This window comes from Paenibacillus xylanilyticus (assembly GCF_013359935.1).
In the GTDB taxonomy this organism is placed as follows: Bacteria; Bacillota; Bacilli; order Paenibacillales; family Paenibacillaceae; genus Paenibacillus; species Paenibacillus xylanilyticus.
The window spans coordinates 91889-112746 of sequence record NZ_JABMCB010000173.1; the positions used below are offsets into that span (position 1 = coordinate 91889).

Genomic DNA, 20858 nt, shown 5'->3' on the forward strand with positions numbered 1-20858 from the left:
AATAACCAAAAAAGCAGCTGATTACCAGCTGCTTTGACGTGAAAATTCATTCTGTTATCTAGATGATTTAACCAGTTGATAGAACTTTGATATGTACCGCACGGTGTTGTACGCTCATTTTCCAGCAACCTGGGCCTGCTTCGGCTTCGGCATATTTACCTCTCCCTCTTCCGGTACAATGAGACGTTTGCGTAATGCTACTGTCGTTAACCACGATACAATTGCGATGACAAACATGATGACAAACAGGGAATGCAGACTGCCTTCCAACACATTTCGGAGCAGTGCCCACTTTTCACCAGACAGGGCGGCATCCGTATGCGGTGCGAGCAGCTCATTCAGGTCACGATCAGAAATGCCGGCATCAGCCAAGTTCTGTTCACTGGACAACTTCGAAATTCGGTAATTCAACCATGTGCCGAAAACGGCTGCACCAATGGTTTGGCCCAGTGTACGCATGAACGTATGCAGTGCTGTTGAAGAACCACGTTCCTGATATCCGACGGAGGACTGTGCAATAATGGTGAATATCGTAAACGCAAAGCCAAAGCCAAGCCCATAGATAAAGGTTAAAATAAACAGCACGGCCTGCGGCGATGTTCCTCCTACCAGGAAAAGTCCTCCTGAGCCGATGGCAATTCCGGTTAATCCAATGAGAGCAGTTAAGCGTGAACCAATCTTCATGAGGAGACGACCCGCCAGCACGCTTCCGATTAACCAGCCTACAGACATCGGTGCCAGCAGCAGCCCGGATTCAGTTGCATTGCCTCCCCGAACCCCCTGCACCCATAGCGGCAAATAACTGGTCAGGCCGATCATTAACGTACTGGTCAGCAGTCCGGCAATATTAGCGACACGGATATCCCGAATACGGAACAGATGCAGGGGAACCATCGGAGCCTGGGCTCTTTTTTCCACAACGAAAAACAAGATCATGAACACAACGGCCACCGCACTCAGTCCCATAATGAGCGGAGAACTCCATGCGTAATACTGTCCACCTGCCGACAATACAAAGAGCAATGCGGTTATGCCAACAGTAAATGTTAACGCACCCACATAGTCGATTTTGGCGGTACGTGGGGATACGTCCTCTTTCAAATAACGAAACACAAACCACATGGCAAGCAAGCCAAATGGCACATTGAATCCAAAAATCCACTGCCAGCCGAGATTATCGACGAAGTAACCGCCAAGCAGCGGCCCTGCCAGGGAAGATATGCCCCATACCGAACTGATCCAGCCTTGAATCTTGCCTCGTTCTTCAATACGGTAGATGTCTCCAATAATCGTAAATGTAACAGGCACTACCGCCCCTGCCCCAATCCCCTGAATTGCACGGTAAATAATCAGCTGCTCCATGTTCTGTGACAAACAGCAGAGCAGTGAGCCGAGCAAAAACAGCGCGCAGCCAATCAGGAACACAGGCTTTCGGCCGTACAGGTCACTGATTTTGCCAAAAATCGGTGTGCTGACAGCCATCGTGAGCAGATACGCGGTAAAGATCCAGCTAAGCAGCTGAACACTTCCCAGTTCACTGACAATGGTCGGTCCCGCTGGACCAATGACCGTACCTTCTATCGCTGACAAAAAGGTTGCCAGCAACAATCCCGCCAAGATGAAACTGCGTTTCAAACCTCCGGTTGTATTCACACAAACCCTTCTCTCTTCGTTCTCTGTTTATTTACGATGCTTGCGCTGCCACTCATCGTACAGCAGGGAATACATCACCATATCCTTAAATCCGGTAGACGTATGCTGTACCTGACGAAGCAGACCTTCCTGCGTGAAGCCGTTGTTGATCAGGAACTCTCCTGAAGCGGCATTCCGTGGATCCACCAGCGCCTCAATCCGATTGAGCCCCATGGTCTCATACCCGAAGGGCAGCATCACCGAAAAAACCTCAGTCATATAGCCATGCCGCCAATAATCACGCCCCAGCTCATAACCGATCTCCCCGCGGAATGCGCCTTCAAGCTGCCAGGTATTGTACCCACAGCTTCCTATGAGCCGGCCTGTTTCCTTAAGTTCAATGCCCCAGCGAATCGCCTCCTCTTCCCCTGCCATATGGTTAAGCAATCCAATCATATCCGCAGCTTCACTTGTCCCGATCATCGGTGCCAGATTCATATAGCGGGTCACCTCCCGGTCTGACCAGTATGCGAACATCTGAGCCGCATCCCGGCGGCGCATCTTGCGCAAACGGAGACGTGTTGTCTCGAGTTCGGGAATTCTCCCTTTGGATTTATACATGAAAAGACACTCCGATCCGATCCATCTCTGCAGACCATAAGATTCAATAGTCATCTAAACATAACCTGCGCCGAATGGCAACCATTCAATCATCCGTTTGACGTCAAAAAAACCGGGCCGCATGGGGTCCCGGTCTTGTTGTACGTATGATTCAATCGAGCATGTCCAGCCATAGCTTGTCCTGCCAGAGAATCATCCTCAGGCGGTTGAAGCCTTCTCATCCACCGCCAGCAGCTCATCGCTAACCCGGCCCAGTACAGCCGTAATCTCCTTAAACTCCTCAATGCCTGTCCCTGTCAGGCTCCACTGGTCCCCATGGGCGGTCAGGAAGTTCTCCTGAGTCAGATGCTCAAGCTCCTGCTTGATCTCTCGCTCGCCGACGCGATAACCGCGCTCTTCCAATAAAGGCAGTGCGTCACCAACGGTTAAATCCTGATTTTGGGCCAAATAGAGAAGATGAATCCGTACAAAAAGATTCTGTACCTCTGCGTGCATAATCCAAGCTCCTTCCAGGGTTATAGCCCTCCGTGATTGCTAAGTAATTACCCCGTGCGAGAAGCTGAGAAACAGGATGTATTTACATGGGTTTTCTTTTATAAGTAAAAATTTTGCCGAATTCCTCCGCTTGACTAAAGGCAAGCACTGCACTATCTTAAAAAATAAGTACCATTTTTGCTCGGGAGGGTGATTCATCATGTTTCAAGCTGTTTCCTATGAAGGAACACGAAGCGAGCAGCACACCGCCGTCCTGGGACAGTTAAGTGCTCTGATCCGCGATGAACCAAGCGCCATTGCCAATCTGGCAAACGCTGCGGCGCTGCTCAACGTATTTTTGACCGATACCAATTGGGTCGGCTTCTATCTGTATGATGGAAAAGAACTTGTACTTGGTCCGTTCCAGGGACTGCCTGCCTGCATCCGTATTCCGCTTGGACGCGGAGTATGCGGCACTTCTGCTGCGGAGCGGCGTACGCTCGTTGTTGACGATGTTCATGCCTTCCCAGGCCATATCGCCTGTGATGCCGCATCGAACAGTGAAATTGTCGTGCCCATAATCAAAAACGGCGAATTGTACGGGGTGCTCGATATCGACAGCCCGATCAAGAACCGTTTCGATGACGAAGACCGCCTCTTCCTGGAACAGGCAGTGAAACTGCTCACCGAGCAGCTATAAACACTTGCCAGAGGTCTCGTATCCAAATAAACAGGATGTTACAACAATCCGGGCCTGCTTATAACGAAAAGCACAGACCTAATAGGTCTGTGCTTTTCGTTATGCCATACACATCCATGTTCTGCTCGCCCATGGTTACTTTATGCAATCAGGCTAAATCCTGTTCCGCTTTGATCATCATTCCATCTCGCAGAAATTCGGCCAGCTTCGGATGGTAACCATCGTACATCTGGCGAAAATTTTGATGCTCAACATACAGATTGCCCAAATCCCGATAAATCTCGGCAGTAGGTGTGTAATAATCCTTAATCCATTCCAGATGTCTGCCAATAATCTGCTGGACCTCCGGACTTTCAGGTCTCAGGCCATCTTCAATCGCCTGCTGCAAGTCACGGTTGATTCGGTCTATTTTCTCCTGAGAATCCAGGTAATCTTCTTTTGTTTTGATTTCACCATCATACGACATGGCTGACTCGGATTCTGCACGATGCCATCCGTGAGTGGCAACCGACTCATTGGTTGGTGACTCCGGCAGCATGCTGTGATGTCCTTTTTTAACAAAACCCTGATATAGATCATAAACCTCAAGCTCCTGCTCTCCCTGCAAATGGGAGATCGTTTTGTCCAGAGTCTGGATCAAACCATGAAGATGGAGCGTCTTCTCCAGCAATTGAATGCGCTGCTGCTGCATCATATGAATGATATCACGAGGATCCTCCTGAAGCATTGAACCGATTTCTTCCTGCTCTACCCCCAGTTCCTTACAGAACAAAATCTGCTGGAGTTTCAACAGTTCCGGTTGCTCAACATAAATGTCATTCGTGTCTTTACCCACAAATGCAGGCGTCAGCCAACCCGATTTCACATACTGGCCCAGCTCATTCAAGCTTATACCGGACATGCCGGATACATCAGCCATTGTATACGCCATTCGAAACACCTCCTGTCTGGCCTGCTAAGTTTTAATCCAGGCTTATTCATACTGCTTTTTATGTGAAATAAGTTAGTGACAATATACATTCAGCAATGCTATGCCCCTTCGTCTAAGGGAGAAGGAGACACATGCTTTTGTACTATAAACAGCAATATTGGTTAGATTTGCGGTATGTAAAGTATTTATACCCTTCTCATTCAAAGTGAACCTGGGGTCAGTAGAGAATTTAAAGACATTCCTTCAATTTTTTTTGATAATGATAAGAAAGAATCCTGCACCAATTTTCATTGGTACAGGACCCTTTTTAATTACTGCATGTTAAATATGTTAGATCAGATATCAGCTGACTTTCAGAAACATCTTTAATTTTTATTAAACATAACAAACTTGAGTTCCGTCATTTCTTCGACTGCATATTTAACACCTTCACGGCCCATTCCGCTCTGCTTTACGCCACCGTACGGCATGTGATCCACACGGAACGTGGGAATGTCGTTAATCATTACGCCTCCGGCTTCAATGTGATCAGCTGCATGGAGTGCCGTATGAATATCGTTCGTAAACACACCCGCCTGAAGGCCGTAGATGGAATCATTCACGCGCTCAATGCCTTCTTGGGCCGAATCTATGGTGTTAATCACGACGATGGGAGCAAAGACCTCCTGACAAGACACCTTGGCATCATGCGGCACGTTAACGAGCACGGTTGGACGCAGCACGCCTCCTTCTGCTTCTCCGCCTGCTGCCACCGCAGCGCCTGCCTGCTTCGCTTCATCAATCCACTCCAGTGTCCGCTGTACATCCTTGGCTGTAATGAGTGCAGAAACAACGGTTTCCGGGTTCATTGGATCTCCTGTCACAACCTGTTTTGCGGCTTCAGCGAAGCGGCGTGTAAACTCATCTGCAATAGCGCTGTGCACATAAATACGCTGCAGAGAGATACATACCTGTCCCTGATACGTAAATGCTCCGGTCACACACCGAGGGATCACTTTGTCGAGATCTGCATCCCGGTCCACAATAACAGCAGCATTCGATCCGAGTTCCAAGGTCACCCGTTTCAATCCGGCCTTACTGCGAATGCTCGTCCCTACTGCCGGACTGCCCGTAAATGTAATATGGGCTACGTGCGGGTCAGCCACGAGCACATCACCAATCGTTTTGCCATCCCCGCTCACTACGTTCAATGCACCATCCGGTAATCCGGCTTCCTGAAGCAGACTGGCAATATAGTAGGCAGACAACGGCGTCTGCTCAGCTGGTTTCAGCACAATGGTATTGCCTGCTGCCAGTGCAGGTCCAACCTTATGGGCCACCAGATTCATCGGGAAATTAAATGGAGTTATCGCCCCAATGACGCCCAGAGGCTGGCGCATGGTATACCCGATGCGTCCCTCACCCCCCTTGGCTGCATCCAGGGGAACGGTCTCCCCTGTCAATCGCTTCGCTTCTTCTGCGGCAAAACGGTATGTTTCCACTGTACGATCCACTTCCGCAAGTGCAGCCGTAATCGGCTTGGCCGCCTCCAGCGCAATGACCCGTCCCGCTTCTTCCTTCCGCTCTTCCAGCAGGGTGGAGAGCTTGTACAAGATGTCTGCACGGCGGTGAGCAGGCATGAAGCGCATCTCCTTGCCAGCCTGAACAGCAGCTTCAATTGCAGTCTTCGCTTCCTCTGCTGAAGCGGATGACACGTCTGCCAAGGTTTCTCCGGAGTACGGAGCCTGAAGGGCTTTATATTCTAATGATGCTGTGGGTTTGCCACCAATAAACAGATGCTGTTTTTTCATTATTGATCCTCCCATTCCACAATTGCTGCGAACTGACTAATGAATTCAATGGGTCGTCATGACGATAGGAAACAACCTTCCAAATCGCTTTCATCCCTCATCTATTTATACACTACAGTGATGTCATCAACCCAGCCCATATTCTGTAGAGTTCTTATTTAACTGTTAATACTGAGCACTCTGCATGTTTCAATACACCATGGCTGACACTGGGAGCGGCGATTTCCGCCAGCACGCTTTTACCGCCTGTCCCCATGACAATCAGGTTGCATTTCCTGTCCCGCGAGACGCGGCAGATCTCATTCACCGGATCTCCTGCAATCAACAGCGTCTCATAAGGGATTGAACGTCCGGACATCAGCTCTGTTACGGGTGCGATAATATGCTGCCCTTCTTCTGCAATTCGTGCCTCGAGATCCACTCCCAAAGCCGGCTCATTCAGTGATATGGAAGGATTCACATGCACGATAATTAACTTGGCGGAATGCTTCAAACTTTCAGCTAATTCAACAGCGGTTTGCAGCGCCTTATGTGCATGATCCGACCCATCGACAGCGACTAGTATTTGTTCCAGCATTTTAATTCCCCCCATATATTAATGTGTAATGGCTGCATCGATATCACGCAAATGTCTTCGACGTACCAATAGAACGATAACACCAATAATTACCATCAATGCGCCAAAATAAAATGGAGTTTCCGGCAGGAACCATTCCGACAATTTACCTGCAAGCCACGGTGCCAGCGCACCGCCAAGGAAACGAACGAAGCTGTAAGCAGCCGAAGCTACTGAGCGCTCTACAGGCGCAGCTTCCATGACGGCTGTCGTAATTAACGTGTTGTTGATTCCGAGGAATATCCCTGCAACGATAACCGCAACAATAACCGTAGTGGATGATCCCATCACGGTACCCACAGCCATGACAACCAGGTCAATGGCAAACAGAGTAAGCATAACACTCATGGAAGGTACTGATCCAAATCGGCGCTGCAGTCTTGGAGCTACAAATACGGATGTAATTGCCAGCATCAGACCCCAGCCGAAGAACACATAACCGAGTCCGTGCTCATCCAGGTCCATAACATAAGGTGAATAAGCCATCAATGTGAAGAATCCAAAGTTATACAGGAAGGCGGTAATCGCCAGTGTTTTCAGGGATGGATAACTCAGCGCCTTAAACGGATCGGACAAGGAACTGCGCGTTTTCGGTTTGGCCATTTTGGGCAGCATAAACGTAATGCTGATGAAGGCAATTGCCATCAGAACAGCAACACCGTAGAACGGGCCGCGCCATGAGATGGAACCCAGTTCACCACCAAGCAATGGACCTACGGCGATACCAAGACCAAGCGCTGCTTCGTACAAAATAATTGCTTTGGCTGTCCCTGAAGTGGACAAACCAACAATGGCTGACAACGCCGTTGCGATAAACAGGGCATTACCCAGCCCCCAACCGCCACGGTAACCCACCAGTGCACCTACGGTGTCTGAGGTCCCGCCCAGAAAGGAGAAAATAATGATAAGCAATATCCCGCTTAACAAAGTCCATTTGACGCCGATCCGGCTGGATACAACGCCTGTAATCAACATGGCAATCCCCGTAACGGCGTTATAGCTTGTAAACAGCAATGAAACCTGGCTTTTGGATGCATGCAGCTGATCTGCAATGGCTGGCAGGATGGGGTCAACCAATCCCAGTCCCATAAACGAAATAATACACGCGAAGGCTACAGCCCATACGGCTCTTGGTTGGGACAGTAAGCCTCCACGTGATGACGGCAGTTCGTCAGGTAATGATGGTTCTCTTTTCATACATGATACCTCCTGGTTAATTATCAGCTTGAATTGTAAACAATGAAATTTTCATTTCATTTTCAAAAGTGGATGAAACAAAACGGTACAAAATGACACCGGATCTCCGGTGCATGTACGATTTGTTTTATTAAGTTATACGCTGACCCACTTCCTTATCCGCCTTCCGGTTGGCCTGCAGCTTCATGACTCTGTAATCGCTGAATCCCGCTCTGTACCCGTTCACGCAGTTCTTTCAGTTCCTCCTGTACGGCGTGAATGCTCTGGAGTTTCTGTTCGATCAGCTGAAGCTGACCATCCAGCGTGTCTTCCATCCTGGTGAGTTTCTCAATCCGTTCCCTGACTTCGGTTGTCTGCTGGTAATCAAACCGCTGCTCATTTAGTACATCTGCCGTTGCAATATACGTATGCAGTTCCTGAAGCGAGAAGCCAAGTACTTCCTTGGCACGCACGACCTTTTTCAGATAATCAATATCCTCTCTCGTATACAGCCGCGTGCCACCGTCCGTCCGCTGAGGTGAAGGCATGACACCAATCTCCTCGTAATACCGAATGGTGCGCTTCGTCAAACCACATTCCTTGGCCACGTCGTCGATTTTGTACAAACTCATTTCCTTCACCTCACTTTTATATGTCTATAATGTTATGTACATAATTATATATAATTATAACGTTAACGTCAACGTTAGATTTTATACATGGAAAATCAACACATTTTACCCGAACGCAAAAAGACCCGCTTTCGCGGATCTTCGGTTCAGATCATATAAAATATGTCGGCATCCCTTTACACGCCTTGCTCACTCTGCTTCCGCTGCTGAGCATGCTGCAATTCCTTTAAGCGTCCTTCAACTTTGGTAAACAGTCTGATGGTATAGAATGCCACTGCAAACAGACTGAGTACCAGTGCCTGCACGTCCGTAAACCAGAACCCGAGAATTCCAAACACCGTAATAATGACACCAAACTGCATCATCAGATTGGCACTATAACGCTGCGCTTCGTCCCATAATTCAGGATCACTCATTGCGCGCGGGGTACGATAACCATATATGCCATTAATCTTTTTCGGTGGTTTCTTAAACAACATGATGCCCAGCACGAAATAGCATACTCCGCAAATTAATCCTACAATTGCTCCTGCCAAAATGCTCTCCCCTTCTCATCAAACTTCCCTGTAAACCTCATGCAGCCATAAAAATAAAAAAACGGCTCTACGTATATACGAAGAGCCGTGTCGTTCGTTTCGGAAACTTAGATGTTCTTCACACGCAGCACACGCATGGCGTTCAGTACTGCCAGGACCGTAACACCCACATCGGAGAATACCGCTTCCCACATGGTAGCAATGCCGAACACACCCAGCAGCAGGAAGATGGCTTTGACACCCAATGCGAACCCGATATTTTGCCATACAATTCTTCGTGTACGCTTCGCAATGCGTATCGCACTTGCCAGTCTGGATGGTTCATCGGTCATGATGACCACATCTGCTGCTTCAATGGCCGCATCCGAACCGAGTCCACCCATTGCCACACCTACATCCGCACGTGCCAGCACCGGTGTATCATTAATGCCATCCCCGACAAAAACCATCTTCTCCTTCGGAGACTTGGCAGCTTCCAATTGTTCCAACCGTTCGACTTTGTGCTGCGGCAGTAGTTCAGCGTAGACTTCATCCACACCCAGCTCACGACCAACAGCCTCCCCAACAGCTTTGGCGTCACCCGTTAACATCACTGTTTTGCGGATGCCAAGTTTCTTCAGTGCCTGAATGGCTGCTGCTGCGTCCTCCTTCACTTCATCCGAAATGATCAGATGACCGGCATATACACCTGCTTCAGCAACATGTATGACGGTGCCCACCGTTTCTGGCTTGGTGTAGAGAATACCCGCCTGATCCATCATTTTGGCATTACCCGCAAGTACTTCACGGCCATCCACACTGACTCTGATCCCGTGTCCGGCAACTTCGTCATAATCTTCTACACCCTGTGTACGAATATCTTTCGCCCAGGCTGCGCGAATGGATTCAGCAATTGGATGATTGGACTGGGCTTCGGCCATTGCGGCAAGCTCCATCAATTCATCTTCCGTACGACCGCCCTCAGGGCGAATAGCTGTGACTTTAAATACACCTTTGGTTAGTGTACCCGTTTTATCGAAAACAACCACTTTCACATCATTCAATGCTTCAAGGTAGTTGCTGCCCTTCACGAGAATCCCGTTACGTGAAGCCGCCCCGATCCCGCCGAAGAATCCAAGCGGAATGGAGACCACCAGCGCACACGGACAGGAAATGACCAGAAAGACCAGTGCACGATAGATCCAATCGGCAAACGTTGCACCACTAAGCACCAGCGGCGGAACGAATGCAATCAATGCTGCAAGAATAACAACAACTGGCGTGTAGTAACGGGCGAACTTACTTATAAAATGCTCCGTCTTTGCCTTGCGGCTGCTTGCATTTTGCACCAGGTCCAGAATTTTGGATACCGTCGATTCATCAAATGTTTTGGTCACTTCAATCGTCAGCATACCGTTCTTATTCACAAACCCGCTCAATACATCGCTTCCGGGTTCCAATTCACGAGGCACAGATTCACCAGTCAGAGCAGACGTGTCCACCATGGACCGACCTGCCTTCACGATTCCATCGAGTGGAACCTTCTCGCCTGCTCGGACAACAATTCGATCACCGATGCGCACTTCTTCCGGAGAGACGCGTTTGGTCTCGTCGCCAGATCCGGTCAGAATATTGGCATAGTCCGGACGAATATCCATAAGTGACTCAATCGACTTGCGTGAGCGGTTAACCGCCATACCCTGAAACAGCTCCCCGAGCTGATAGAAGAGCATGACCGCTACCCCTTCCGGATATTCCCCAATGGCAAAGGCACCAATCGTGGCCACCGACATCAGGAAGTATTCATCAAATACCTGGCCTCTGATGATATTTTTAAACGCCTGGAGAACGATATCTCCCCCTGCGATCAGATAAGCGACCACATAGAGCGCGAGCTGTGCCCAACCTTCCAGCGGGGACCAGATCGCAGCAGCAACCAGTGCGGAACCTGCAGCAAGCCGTGCAAGCAGTACTTTCGTCTGTCCTGAACCATGTTCATGCGAGTGCCCTGCATGCGCGTCATGTTCATGACCGTGTGAATGGCTGTGGGTATGACCTTCATGCTTGCCAGGGTCATGCGCGTGATCCTGAACGCCATGATAATGTGTTCCATGATGATGTTCATGGTCGTGAGAATGACCCGCATGATCGTGATCCTGTCCATCGGCTTCGGTTTCGGTGCCTGCCTGTGCGTGCCTATGGCCGTTTAAACGGCTTACCGCCTCGGCAGAAGCATGATTGCCAATCGATGGTTTCCCCTTTTCCGAGATGCGAATATGCGGCTCCAGCCGCAGGACCTTGCGCTTAGCTTCTTCCACAACCTGCTCATCCATATCGGAAGTTGTATGCATCGACAAGGTTTTGGTTACGAAATTAACGGAGCAATCCGTTATTCCCTTGATTTTTTTGACACCATTTTCAATCTTCAGCGCACAATTGGCACAGTCCAATCCATCCAGCAGCAGTTCCCTTTTCACTTGTTCCTGTCCGGTTCCCATGTGAATTCTCCCCTTTGCAGTACGAAAACAAGATTATAACTGACTCGTATTGGATAAAGTTAATATATGAGCATTCATTCATATGTGTTGTTACCCCTATTATATGCACCTTAAAACTTTAGTGTCAACAATGGAGGGTGATATTTTTCATACAGAATATGCTAATAGTAATCATTTCGCTTTAGACGGTTTTTGGATATAATAGGCGTATAGTTGCAATCATGCATCAGTTCCTGATATGCAAAAAATGTTGAGTTAACATAGGCGGTGATAGGAAATGGAACAACCGGTTAAAGCGCCAGGTGAATGTGATGCAGCCTGCTCGGGAACGGAAGCGGACGTGCAGTCCATTCGCACTTCACTTATAGATCGGGAGACTTCTTCCGAGATGGCAGATTGGTTCAAGGCGTTCAGCGACCCAACACGTCTACGTATTATTGATGCGCTGCTGCAAAAGGAATTATGTGTTCATGATCTGACGGTGCTGCTCGATATGGGACAGTCGGCCATTTCACACCAGCTGCGATCACTTCGTAACATGCGGATCGTCAAGCGGCGCAAGGAAGGCAAGACGGTGTATTACTCCCTGGATGATACGCATATTGAGCAGATCTTCCTGCAAACGCTCCAGCATATTAAACATGGCTAGGCTATGGCCAGCCTGTTCATCAAACAAAACCCCCGTCCCATCGGCTTTTAGCCGATAGGCGGGGGTTTTGTTTAAATAAGGGCACCGTTTTCCACATATAAGCGCACTTACAGCAGGTTGTTGTTATTCGGATCATACAGGCCGGAACGGCTTTTGAACCAGTTGAAGATATGGGATACGCAAACCTTGAGCACCGCATAACCCGGAACGGCCAGCAGAATGCCCACCACACCAAACAGATTGCCTGATGTCAGAATGACAAAGATAATCGTGATCGGATGGATTTTGAGCGTTTTGCCCATAATCTGCGGAGAGATGAATTTTCCTTCAATCAGCTGCACAATCGTCCATACAGCCACCATTTTCAGCAGCATAACTGGAGAAGTGACCAGAGCCACAATCAGTGCAGGCGTAATGGCGATTGCAGGCCCCAAATACGGTACCACGCTGGTAAAGGATGCGATAATCGCCAGGATCAGTGCATAATCCAGACCGATGATCATATAGCCGATATAGAGCAGGATACCGATACAGAAGCTTACAATAATTTGTCCACGGATGAACGAGCTGATCTGGTGGTTAATATCGTGAAGTACGTCCATGGCACCGGTACGGCTCTTGATCGGCAAAAACGACAGGATTTTCTCCGGAAGCTTCTTGCCGTCCTTAAGCAGGTAAAACAGAATAAACGGAACCGTTACAATGGATAACACCGTCTCGGTAAAGGCACCAAGAAAACCGCCAAGTTTGTTCCAGGTGGTATTCAGAATTTCCGTTGCTTTCTCGGAGATTGTTCCCCACCAATCCTGCCAGTTCAGATTCACCGTTTCCTGGACCTGACCGAACAGCTGACTGCCTGTCAGCTCCTCGAACTGCTGTCTGACATTCTCACTGTACATCGGGAAATTGGCGATAAGTCCCATAATCTGATTGCGAAGCACCGGAATGACTGCCAGTACCACAACCGTCAAAATGCCGCCAATCGCGAGGTAAAGGATCAAAATCGACCACCCGCGCTTGATCTTCCACTTTTCCATTACATCAACCAGCGGATTCAGCAGGTAGTACAGGATACCGGACAGGATGATCGGCAGTACTATTGTCTTGATCAGCACTGCTAACGGATGCAGAACAAAGGATATCTTCGTTAGCACCATCACGTTCAATCCGACCAGCAGCAGAATGAGCAAAAACAGGACAAACTTGTTGTTTAGAAAAAACCGCTTAAACCGATCCGGCCAAATGCGGGGTTGTTCGGGTTGCTCCATGGCATGTCTTCCTCTCTTATGTATCATGATCATAAAAAAATAAGCAGTCCAACTGCCTTCCTCATTCGTATGGCGAATAAAGCAGCTTGTACAGCCAACATATGTATAATGCTCTTGGTTTATACGTACGGCTCTTTTAACCGTTTCAAAATAGACCGTAATGTCATTTTACCCTAAAAAATCAGGACTGCCTCATATATCTATTGGAATGTACCCATTATATATAAAAACGGCCCGCCTCCTTGCGAGACGAACCGTTCATGAATCCGTTATTTCAGCCTCTGTACAGATGCTGCCAAACTTAAGCTTTGCCCGCCAATTGCGCGATCAATTCATAAGAATGCAGACGTGCCTGATGTTCATAGATCATGGATGTAATAATAAGCTCATCCGCTTGTGTCTGGGAAATGAACGATTCAAGCTGTCTACGTACCGTTTCAGGCGAGCCCTTGACGGCTGCTTTCAGCGTCTGCTCCACTCCGGCTTTCTCCCGGTCAGTCCATTTACCTTCCATGTCGGCTGGTGGCTGCACCAGTCCTGTCGTCCCGCGGATGATGTTCAGGAACTGCTGCTGCATGGTTGTACCCAGCCATGCGGCTTCTTCGTCCGTATCAGCAACAACTGCATTTACGCCCACAATAACGTGCGGCTCCTTCAACGTGTCAGAAGGCTGGAAACTGCTTCGATATGTTTCAAGCGCTATGCGGGTGTAATCCGGCGAGAAGTGGCTGGCAAAAGCAAATGGCAATCCGAGCTGCCCTGCCAAACGTGCACTGAAATCACTGGAACCGAGCAGGTAGATCGGGATGTTCAGCCCTTCACCTGGCACCGCGCGAACAGGTGCATGATAGGAAGTGGCAGAAGCATCAAAGTATGCTCTAAGCTCAGCCAGCAATTCCGGGAAATCTTCTCCGCTGTTAAGGTCTTTGCGCAATGCTAGTGATGTGCGGCGGTCACTCCCTGGTGCACGCCCCAGTCCCAGATCGATGCGGCCCGGGTACAGCGATTCCAGTGTACCGAACTGCTCGGCAATAACGAGTGGGGCATGGTTCGGCAGCATGATGCCACCGGAACCAAGACGAATGGTGTTCGTGCCACTTGCCAGGTATCCAATGACTACCGATGTAGCGGAAGAGGCAATACCGGGCATATTATGATGCTCAGCCACCCAGTAGCGATGGTATCCCCAACGTTCGGCGTGCTGCGCCAAATCCAGACTGTTACGGAGCGCATCGGCAGGCGTTGCACCTACAACGACAGGAGCCAGATCCAGGATGGACAGCTTAACGTCGCCAATATGTTGTTTAGGGGATGAAACTTGGTTATCAGTAGTCATTATGGAAAGTTCTCCTTTGGTGAGATATATTTTTGTATATCCAGATATATAGATGTAAAAACACATAAAAATAGGAGTAACAGCATTGTTCTTCGCCGTTTACATCCGGACGGAATCCCCGCCTGCTGCTGCATTCTTGCTTCCGTCCTGGCGTCCGGCTTTATAACTCGTGCTGTACATACTCGGCAAATTGACGAATGGTTTCTTCGTTGCGGCGATAATACGTCCACTGGCCCCTGCGCTCGGAGAGCAGCAGCCCGGCTTTGAGCATGGTCAGCAAATAACTGGATATGACGGATTGAGCCAATCCAGCCTTCATCTGAATGGTTCCGACACAGATCCCGCTCTTCCCTCCATCGGGATGCTGGGACAATTCCAGAGGTGAGAAATGCTGCTCTGGATCTTTGAGCCATGACAGTATCTGCCTGCGTGTCTCGTTGGATAAGGCTTTAAATATGAGTATAGGTTCCATGCGTACGATTATACCCCCTTTCTTCTATTTTGCAAACCAAACAGGTCGATTCATCACGCGAATCGACCTGCCAATTAATGTATGGTTACCCTTTAGAACTTGGTGCTTACCGTTTGCTTCACTTGCTCCAGCATGGACTGATAGGCTGCGGCATCCAGATAGCCGATACTGCCAAAGAACAGATGATCCACCGCTTCAATGCCTACAAAATCAAAGATACCGATGTCAGAGGTCATTTTCATGCCCGCAGTCATGCCGATCTGGTCATAAATGTCACTAGGCGTTCCGTGAGTGTTGATAATCAGTCCTTTTTTGCCTTTCAACAATTTCTCGATCCCCGCTTCCCCTGCAGCATAAGCAAAACCATACGCAAACACCCGGTCAACGTATCCTTTCATAATCGCTGGCAGACCTGTCCACCAGATCGGATAAATAAACGTAATGGCATCAGCATCCGTGACATACTGCTGTTCAGCAGCAATATCCTGTGGAATCTGTCCCGCACGCATGGAAGCCGTATCGGCTGCGCTTAATACCGGCTGAAATTCCATGGCGTACAGATCACGAACAACAACATCATGGCCTTGGCCTTCAAGTGCCTCTACTGCTGTATTCAGAATGGCGCGATTGAAGCTGTCTGCGTGTGGATGTGCATATACGATAAGATGTTTCATGAATAAAATCCCTCCAGATTGGTGTTATATTATGTTGCTGCATTTGGACCCAATAGTACACAACTTTATACATAGATATCTATGTTTTTAAACTAAAAAAATTTTTCTTTTTTTTATAGCCTATGAACAATTCCAATCAACAGACTCTCCAGCTGTTCTGCTTGTTCATCCGTCATATCGCCATAGACCATGTCACGAATCGTCTCCGATACTTGTTCAAAAATGGGCTTTAACTGCCGTCCTTGCTCTGTGAGACGAATAAACGTCACCCGGCTGTCTTCGGGACTCTTGCTGCGTTCCACATAGCCGAGCTTCTCCAGCTTGTTCACCAGGACAGTCACCGTTGGCTGTGTCCGATGAACGCGTTCAGCCACCATCTTGATGGATAGTGAATCTTCAAGGTACAGGAACATCAGAATATCTCCGTGGGATGGAACAATGCCTGTAATATCGTGTTGCTCCAGTTCCTGAATAATTCGTTTGTTCACATGATCCCTGATCCTTGCGATTAGTGCGAAAGCATTGTATTTAGGCATGCCCTCATTATACATAGACATCTATGTATATACAAGATTTTTTTAAGTGTAGAGCTTTATCTAATCGTTGGCCATTACAAAAGTGGCCCCTGATACCTCTCCTTGACGTGACGGGAGGCAACAGAGGCCTACTTTATACGAAGTTATTTACTCAATCCATTGTGTAATCTTGTCCAGGGGCTGCCGAGACTTCTCACGTTTGGGATCCTCTGCTCGATAGCCAAAGGCCGCCATCATGGAGATGTCCCATGCCCCATCTTCCAGCAAACCTTCCTCTTCCAGAATGCGATGTACATCCTGGTAGCTGAATCCTTCGATCGGGCAAGAATCGATGCCAATAAGAGCTGCCGAGGTCATCATGTTGCCGAGTGCAATGTAAGTCTGTTTGGATGCCCAATCGAATAGAGTTTTTGGGTTCTCAAGCAGATGCTGGTTGTTTTGAAAATTTCCATATGCCGCACTTGTTAACTCAAACACATCATCCGGCATACCCTTAATCTCTTTGAGCATGTACTCCGCATAAGGGGAATTATAACTTGCATCGGTCCGGGCCAGGATGACCACGAAATGGCTCGCCGTCGCCAATTGCTTCTGCGCTCCAGAGGATACTTCAGACAAGCGCTGGCGGAGCTCCGGTTTTTGCACAATCAAAAACTTCCATGGTTCGAATCCGATTGAGCTTGGTGATAATCTTCCTGTTTCCAAAATAAATTCAAAATCCTCATCCGAAATTTTGCGTGAGTCATCAAATACTTTTGTCGCATGCCGGAAATGATATGCTTTTAAAATGTCTTCCTTTGTCATTGCTTTTATTGTAGGTTCCACGAAACTCCACACCCTTCTCTTCTATTTTGGGGTTGTATGCTGCACCAACGGGGGCTGCCTTATTTCATTTGCTTGAGTATTAGTTTAGTATCTATATCCACAAAATAAAAGTACGCACATTATTGTTCCTCAGTTCCTAAAAGTAAGCAATGTGTAGTTATAAAGAAAATAGCCGCTTGAGAAACTGAATGTTCTGGCTAAGCGGCATAGTAAATATGTGAATGCTTTTATAATTGTTCCATGAATTCAATTTCCGAAATGACTTCATAGCCTTCTTGCCGAAGCAGAGCGGATGTGACGCCTTCACCTTGTACCTTGTGATTAGCGAAGTTACCATCATAGATGGCTTGTGTGCCGCAGGAAGGACTGAATTCCTTCAACACTACACAAGTAACATCCAGTCTTTTGGCCCATTCCAGCGTTTGATAGGCTCCCTTAATATACAGATCTGTAACGTCCCTGCCACCTCTCTCAATCACCTGGGCTGTGCCTGCGAGCACATCCTTACCTGTACCTCCGATAATTTCTGCCGGTTCCCGCGGGGTGGAGAATCCACCGAGCAGTTCCGGACAGACCATCATGGCCTGCTCTTGCGCTACGAGCTCCTGAATCTTCTTATCCAGACTCGCTGTTCCGTTGTAACGGCAAGCTACTCCTGCCAGACATGAACTCACCAAATATTTCATTATGCTCTCCTTATGTTCAATTCCTCAGCTATTAGGATTGTACCATACGGATTAAACTTATAGATCTGATATTGTAATCATGGTAATGCGTGCATCTTCTTCATAACGAACTTGAATCGTATTGGCCATCTCTTCCAAGCGGAATGTTGCCATGCCAATATTGTTTGTATTCCGCTCAAAGACATATTTATCAAGATCAATACCGAACATTTTTTGGATTATGGGTTCTGCATTCTGCCTGATTATTTTTTCGTCCAAGGTAAGTAATTTCTCAATATATTGCTCTTGATCCTCTATGGTGACTAGTTCTGGAACGCCCCTCTGAAAATCCATTACAGTATATTCATTGCTATATCTCCCACCAACACTCCTTACCAAATACCGATCACCAAAATAGAGGGCCGTTGTTTCTTCAAGCTGCTTATCATTTTGAGTAAACGTTACACTTTTCAAAGCTGGTGCTGGCTCACCAGACAAGGCTTCAATCGAGCTTCTCGCATTGGTTATCAGATCTGTGGATACTGTGTCGCTACTCACCGTACCAGAAACCGAAACTGCTTCATCCCGTGTCCACTCAATGCTGCCACTGCCCTTCCCGTTCTCCAAAAATAATGTGGTGAACCATACAGGCTTCTCCTGACCCTGCTTCATCTTCACATAACGTCTGGCTGAGATCGGCTTCAACGTTGGATCACTGTTAATTCCTTTAAGAAGACCAGGGACTTGACGCAAAAATCGGTGCTCCAGCTCGTTGCCAGACATCTCACTTCGCATATCGGCTTCCACCAGTGCTCCAGTCTTCCCATCCAGCCACATCTTGGCATACTCTGATTTATTCACGTCGCCAGCCTCGATATATACCCAGCCGGTAATTGGCCCTTTCTTAGCATAATGGACTTCCAGTTGTTTACCTAGATAGTCTCTCATCGACATAGCCACAGTTTGCTTCATCTCACTTGTTAGCAGGTTCATGCTAGGGTCATCCGAGAGCTGCAGAGCAGATAGAGGATACACCCTCTCTACAATGGGTTCCAGAACCTGTCCATTCCATAAGATAGCTGCTGCAGCTACTGCCGCAACTGTCGTCACTACAACAACTTTCCGGGGACGTGAACGAGCAGTTCGACGGTTCCGCTTCATAATATGTTGTTTCTGTTTGTGATCTGGAGCATCATTGACATGTTCCTCACCCGTTTTCATCCATTCCACCTGACGAAGTACATTCTGCTTGTGCTGGTCTTGAAAAGGAGACGATGCAAATGGCTCCTTGCGGATTTCTTTTTCCCAGTCCTCATCCTTGAACCTCATCTATTTCTCTCCTCCCATTGCTTCCGCACTTTATCTTTGCCCCGTGATAACCTCGATTTCACCGTGCCTGTACTGATTCTCAGCATTTCAGCAATTTCGTTCATGGTGAGCTCGTATTTTAGATGCAGCAACAAGATCTCACGAAACTTATCCGGCAGAGCCATGACGATGTCCCATATTTCATGTACATGCTCCCTACTTATTACCTCGGCTTCAGCTGAGGGATGGGCATATTGTGCAGGCGTCATCTCACGAATATGTGAAGGACCCTGTTCTGATTCAATCGGTAGTGTCTCCCCCCATAAACTGCTGCGAAAAAACCTCGATTTCCGGTATGTAAATGTCGTATTTCTGGTAATGGTGAGCAACCAGGTTTTCAGGGAACACTCCCCGCGAAAGTGTTTAATCCCGGAATATGCCTGAATAAATACTTGCTGTGATATTTCGTCTGCCTGCTCTGTACTTCTGGTCAAAAAGTAAGCATAGTTCCACACATCATTCCCATAGTCATCCATCATGCTGCTGAGTGTGTAATTGTCGATCGTCTGGGCCTGGGCCAGAAATTGATAGTCCAACGGATGTTCACCTCACTTAATAAGACTGGTTCATTTCCAGTTTGGTTCCCGGTCTGATCATTTTCTCATTTCTCTTTCTAAATAAAAATAAACCAGCAGGGTTCCAACGAGCCGAACCATACTGGTCAATCCATATCCAAGCGATGCCGCTTGGGACTAACTTTTCGAATCAATCGTGCAGACATCTCAAGCCTTGACCGCAGCAATCATAAGAAACATGGGGCGACGATTCTCGTCTCGCATGCCAGGATATTGGTTCATCATCTCAGGTGAAGGTTTGGATTCGGCCACCTGTTGAATCACAAATCCTGCCTTAATCAGTTCATTCAGGTGGGTCGCCAATGTTCTGTGGTATTTAACCACGTCATGATTCAGAAAATTGGCAACGCGCTTGCCTTCCTGATGATAGTCATCCACGGGCCAGTGCATAATTTCGCCTTGGGGACCATAATGCCAGTCTTGAGCAGCACGGGCCGTAAAGATCGGATGTTCCACTGAACATACAAATGTACCACCCTGGACGAGGGATGTATTGATTTGAGCATATACCTGGTCCAAACGTTCAAGGTAGTGCAGTGCAAGTGAGCTAATCACCACATCAAATTGTTCAGGCTCAAACGCAATATCCTCAATCGCCATTTGCCTAAACTCGATCTGCGGGTCATCCGTCATCTCCCGTGCACGATCCAGCATCTTCTCAGACAAATCTACCCCAATAACTGATTTTGCCTGCTGCTCTCGTGCGTACCGACAGTGCCATCCGAAGCCGCATCCCAGATCCAACACGTTTTTGTTCTTCAGCTCGGGCAGCATCGTTTGAAGCTCATGCCACTCACCTGCGGCCTTCAGCCCTTGAGTGGAACGAGCCATCTGGCTATATTCGCTGAAAAACTCAGCTTCATCATATTTATTTTGCTTCATATCACAGTTCCCTCTTTTCTTTG

The 20858-nt window shown here is 48.1% G+C and carries 22 protein-coding genes; 2 read left to right on the forward strand and 20 right to left on the reverse strand.

Annotated features, from left to right (window positions below; genetic code table 11):
- Window positions 1-114: 114 nt before the first annotated feature.
- The 3 genes from HP552_RS10430 to HP552_RS10440 all read right to left on the reverse strand — a co-directional run bounded on the left by HP552_RS10430 (window position 115) and on the right by HP552_RS10440 (window position 2748).
- Window positions 115-1635, reverse strand: a complete 1521-nt coding sequence (locus HP552_RS10430; RefSeq protein WP_217506378.1) for an MDR family MFS transporter — start codon at window positions 1633-1635, stop codon at window positions 115-117.
- A gap of 45 nt (window positions 1636-1680) precedes the next feature.
- A complete protein-coding gene (locus tag HP552_RS10435) occupies window positions 1681-2253 on the reverse strand; it encodes a GNAT family N-acetyltransferase (protein ID WP_175395453.1) in 573 nt (190 codons plus the stop codon).
- A gap of 198 nt (window positions 2254-2451) precedes the next feature.
- A complete protein-coding gene (locus tag HP552_RS10440; protein ID WP_175395454.1) occupies window positions 2452-2748 on the reverse strand; it encodes a hypothetical protein in 297 nt (98 codons plus the stop codon).
- A 199-nt stretch (window positions 2749-2947) separates the two neighbouring features.
- Between HP552_RS10440 and msrC the strand changes: the two genes are divergently transcribed.
- A complete protein-coding gene (msrC, locus tag HP552_RS10445) occupies window positions 2948-3427 on the forward strand; it encodes a free L-methionine (R)-S-oxide reductase MsrC (protein WP_175395455.1) in 480 nt (159 codons plus the stop codon).
- A 148-nt stretch (window positions 3428-3575) separates the two neighbouring features.
- Here msrC and HP552_RS10450 read toward each other — a convergent pair whose 3' ends face one another.
- From HP552_RS10450 to HP552_RS10480, 7 genes are all read right to left on the reverse strand, one after another.
- Window positions 3576-4358, reverse strand: coding sequence for a MerR family transcriptional regulator (locus HP552_RS10450; protein ID WP_175395456.1), 783 nt, complete (start codon window positions 4356-4358; stop codon window positions 3576-3578).
- Between the two features lie 365 nt (window positions 4359-4723).
- A complete protein-coding gene (locus HP552_RS10455; protein ID WP_175395457.1) occupies window positions 4724-6148 on the reverse strand; it encodes an aldehyde dehydrogenase family protein in 1425 nt (474 codons plus the stop codon).
- A gap of 154 nt (window positions 6149-6302) precedes the next feature.
- The gene (locus HP552_RS10460) at window positions 6303-6725 is read right to left on the reverse strand and encodes a universal stress protein (protein ID WP_175395458.1); all 423 of its coding nucleotides are present in this window, start codon (window positions 6723-6725) and stop codon (window positions 6303-6305) included.
- 18 nt (window positions 6726-6743) lie between these two features.
- Window positions 6744-7961 (reverse strand): MFS transporter, encoded by a 1218-nt coding sequence (locus tag HP552_RS10465; protein ID WP_175395459.1) that lies wholly within the window; start codon window positions 7959-7961, stop codon window positions 6744-6746.
- 155 nt (window positions 7962-8116) lie between these two features.
- Window positions 8117-8572 carry a MerR family transcriptional regulator gene (locus tag HP552_RS10470; protein WP_175395460.1) on the reverse strand — a complete coding sequence of 152 codons (456 nt, stop codon included), beginning with the start codon at window positions 8570-8572 and terminating at the stop codon, window positions 8117-8119.
- Window positions 8573-8748: 176 nt separating this feature from the next.
- The gene (locus tag HP552_RS10475) at window positions 8749-9108 is read right to left on the reverse strand and encodes an SdpI family protein (RefSeq protein WP_175395461.1); all 360 of its coding nucleotides are present in this window, start codon (window positions 9106-9108) and stop codon (window positions 8749-8751) included.
- A gap of 107 nt (window positions 9109-9215) precedes the next feature.
- Complete coding sequence (locus HP552_RS10480; protein WP_175395462.1) at window positions 9216-11585, reverse strand: heavy metal translocating P-type ATPase; 2370 nt, start codon at window positions 11583-11585, stop codon at window positions 9216-9218.
- A gap of 277 nt (window positions 11586-11862) precedes the next feature.
- Between HP552_RS10480 and HP552_RS10485 the strand changes: the two genes are divergently transcribed.
- Entirely contained in the window at window positions 11863-12234 is a 372-nt protein-coding gene (locus HP552_RS10485) for an ArsR/SmtB family transcription factor (protein ID WP_175395463.1), read from the forward strand.
- Between the two features lie 107 nt (window positions 12235-12341).
- Here HP552_RS10485 and HP552_RS10490 read toward each other — a convergent pair whose 3' ends face one another.
- From HP552_RS10490 to HP552_RS10535, 10 genes are all read right to left on the reverse strand, one after another.
- Entirely contained in the window at window positions 12342-13502 is a 1161-nt protein-coding gene (locus HP552_RS10490; protein WP_175395464.1) for an AI-2E family transporter, read from the reverse strand.
- Window positions 13503-13803: 301 nt separating this feature from the next.
- Window positions 13804-14838 carry an LLM class flavin-dependent oxidoreductase gene (locus HP552_RS10495; RefSeq protein WP_175395465.1) on the reverse strand — a complete coding sequence of 345 codons (1035 nt, stop codon included), beginning with the start codon at window positions 14836-14838 and terminating at the stop codon, window positions 13804-13806.
- A 160-nt stretch (window positions 14839-14998) separates the two neighbouring features.
- Window positions 14999-15310, reverse strand: coding sequence for an ArsR/SmtB family transcription factor (locus HP552_RS10500; protein ID WP_175395466.1), 312 nt, complete (start codon window positions 15308-15310; stop codon window positions 14999-15001).
- 92 nt (window positions 15311-15402) lie between these two features.
- Window positions 15403-15984, reverse strand: coding sequence for an NAD(P)H-dependent oxidoreductase (locus HP552_RS10505; protein WP_175395467.1), 582 nt, complete (start codon window positions 15982-15984; stop codon window positions 15403-15405).
- A 113-nt stretch (window positions 15985-16097) separates the two neighbouring features.
- Window positions 16098-16472: a MarR family winged helix-turn-helix transcriptional regulator gene (locus HP552_RS10510; protein ID WP_312884268.1), complete on the reverse strand. Its 375-nt coding sequence runs from the start codon at window positions 16470-16472 to the stop codon at window positions 16098-16100.
- Window positions 16473-16667: 195 nt separating this feature from the next.
- Window positions 16668-17324 (reverse strand): NAD(P)H-dependent oxidoreductase, encoded by a 657-nt coding sequence (locus HP552_RS10515; RefSeq protein WP_175395481.1) that lies wholly within the window; start codon window positions 17322-17324, stop codon window positions 16668-16670.
- Window positions 17325-17572: 248 nt separating this feature from the next.
- The gene (locus tag HP552_RS10520) at window positions 17573-18031 is read right to left on the reverse strand and encodes a 2-thiouracil desulfurase family protein (RefSeq protein ID WP_175395469.1); all 459 of its coding nucleotides are present in this window, start codon (window positions 18029-18031) and stop codon (window positions 17573-17575) included.
- A gap of 57 nt (window positions 18032-18088) precedes the next feature.
- Window positions 18089-19339, reverse strand: a complete 1251-nt coding sequence (locus tag HP552_RS10525) for a hypothetical protein (RefSeq protein ID WP_175395470.1) — start codon at window positions 19337-19339, stop codon at window positions 18089-18091.
- Entirely contained in the window at window positions 19336-19914 is a 579-nt protein-coding gene (locus tag HP552_RS10530; protein WP_175395471.1) for an RNA polymerase sigma factor, read from the reverse strand. Before HP552_RS10530 ends, HP552_RS10525 begins: the two co-directional genes overlap by 4 nt.
- A gap of 186 nt (window positions 19915-20100) precedes the next feature.
- The gene (locus tag HP552_RS10535; RefSeq protein ID WP_175395472.1) at window positions 20101-20835 is read right to left on the reverse strand and encodes a class I SAM-dependent methyltransferase; all 735 of its coding nucleotides are present in this window, start codon (window positions 20833-20835) and stop codon (window positions 20101-20103) included.
- Between the last annotated feature and the right edge of the window lie 23 nt (window positions 20836-20858).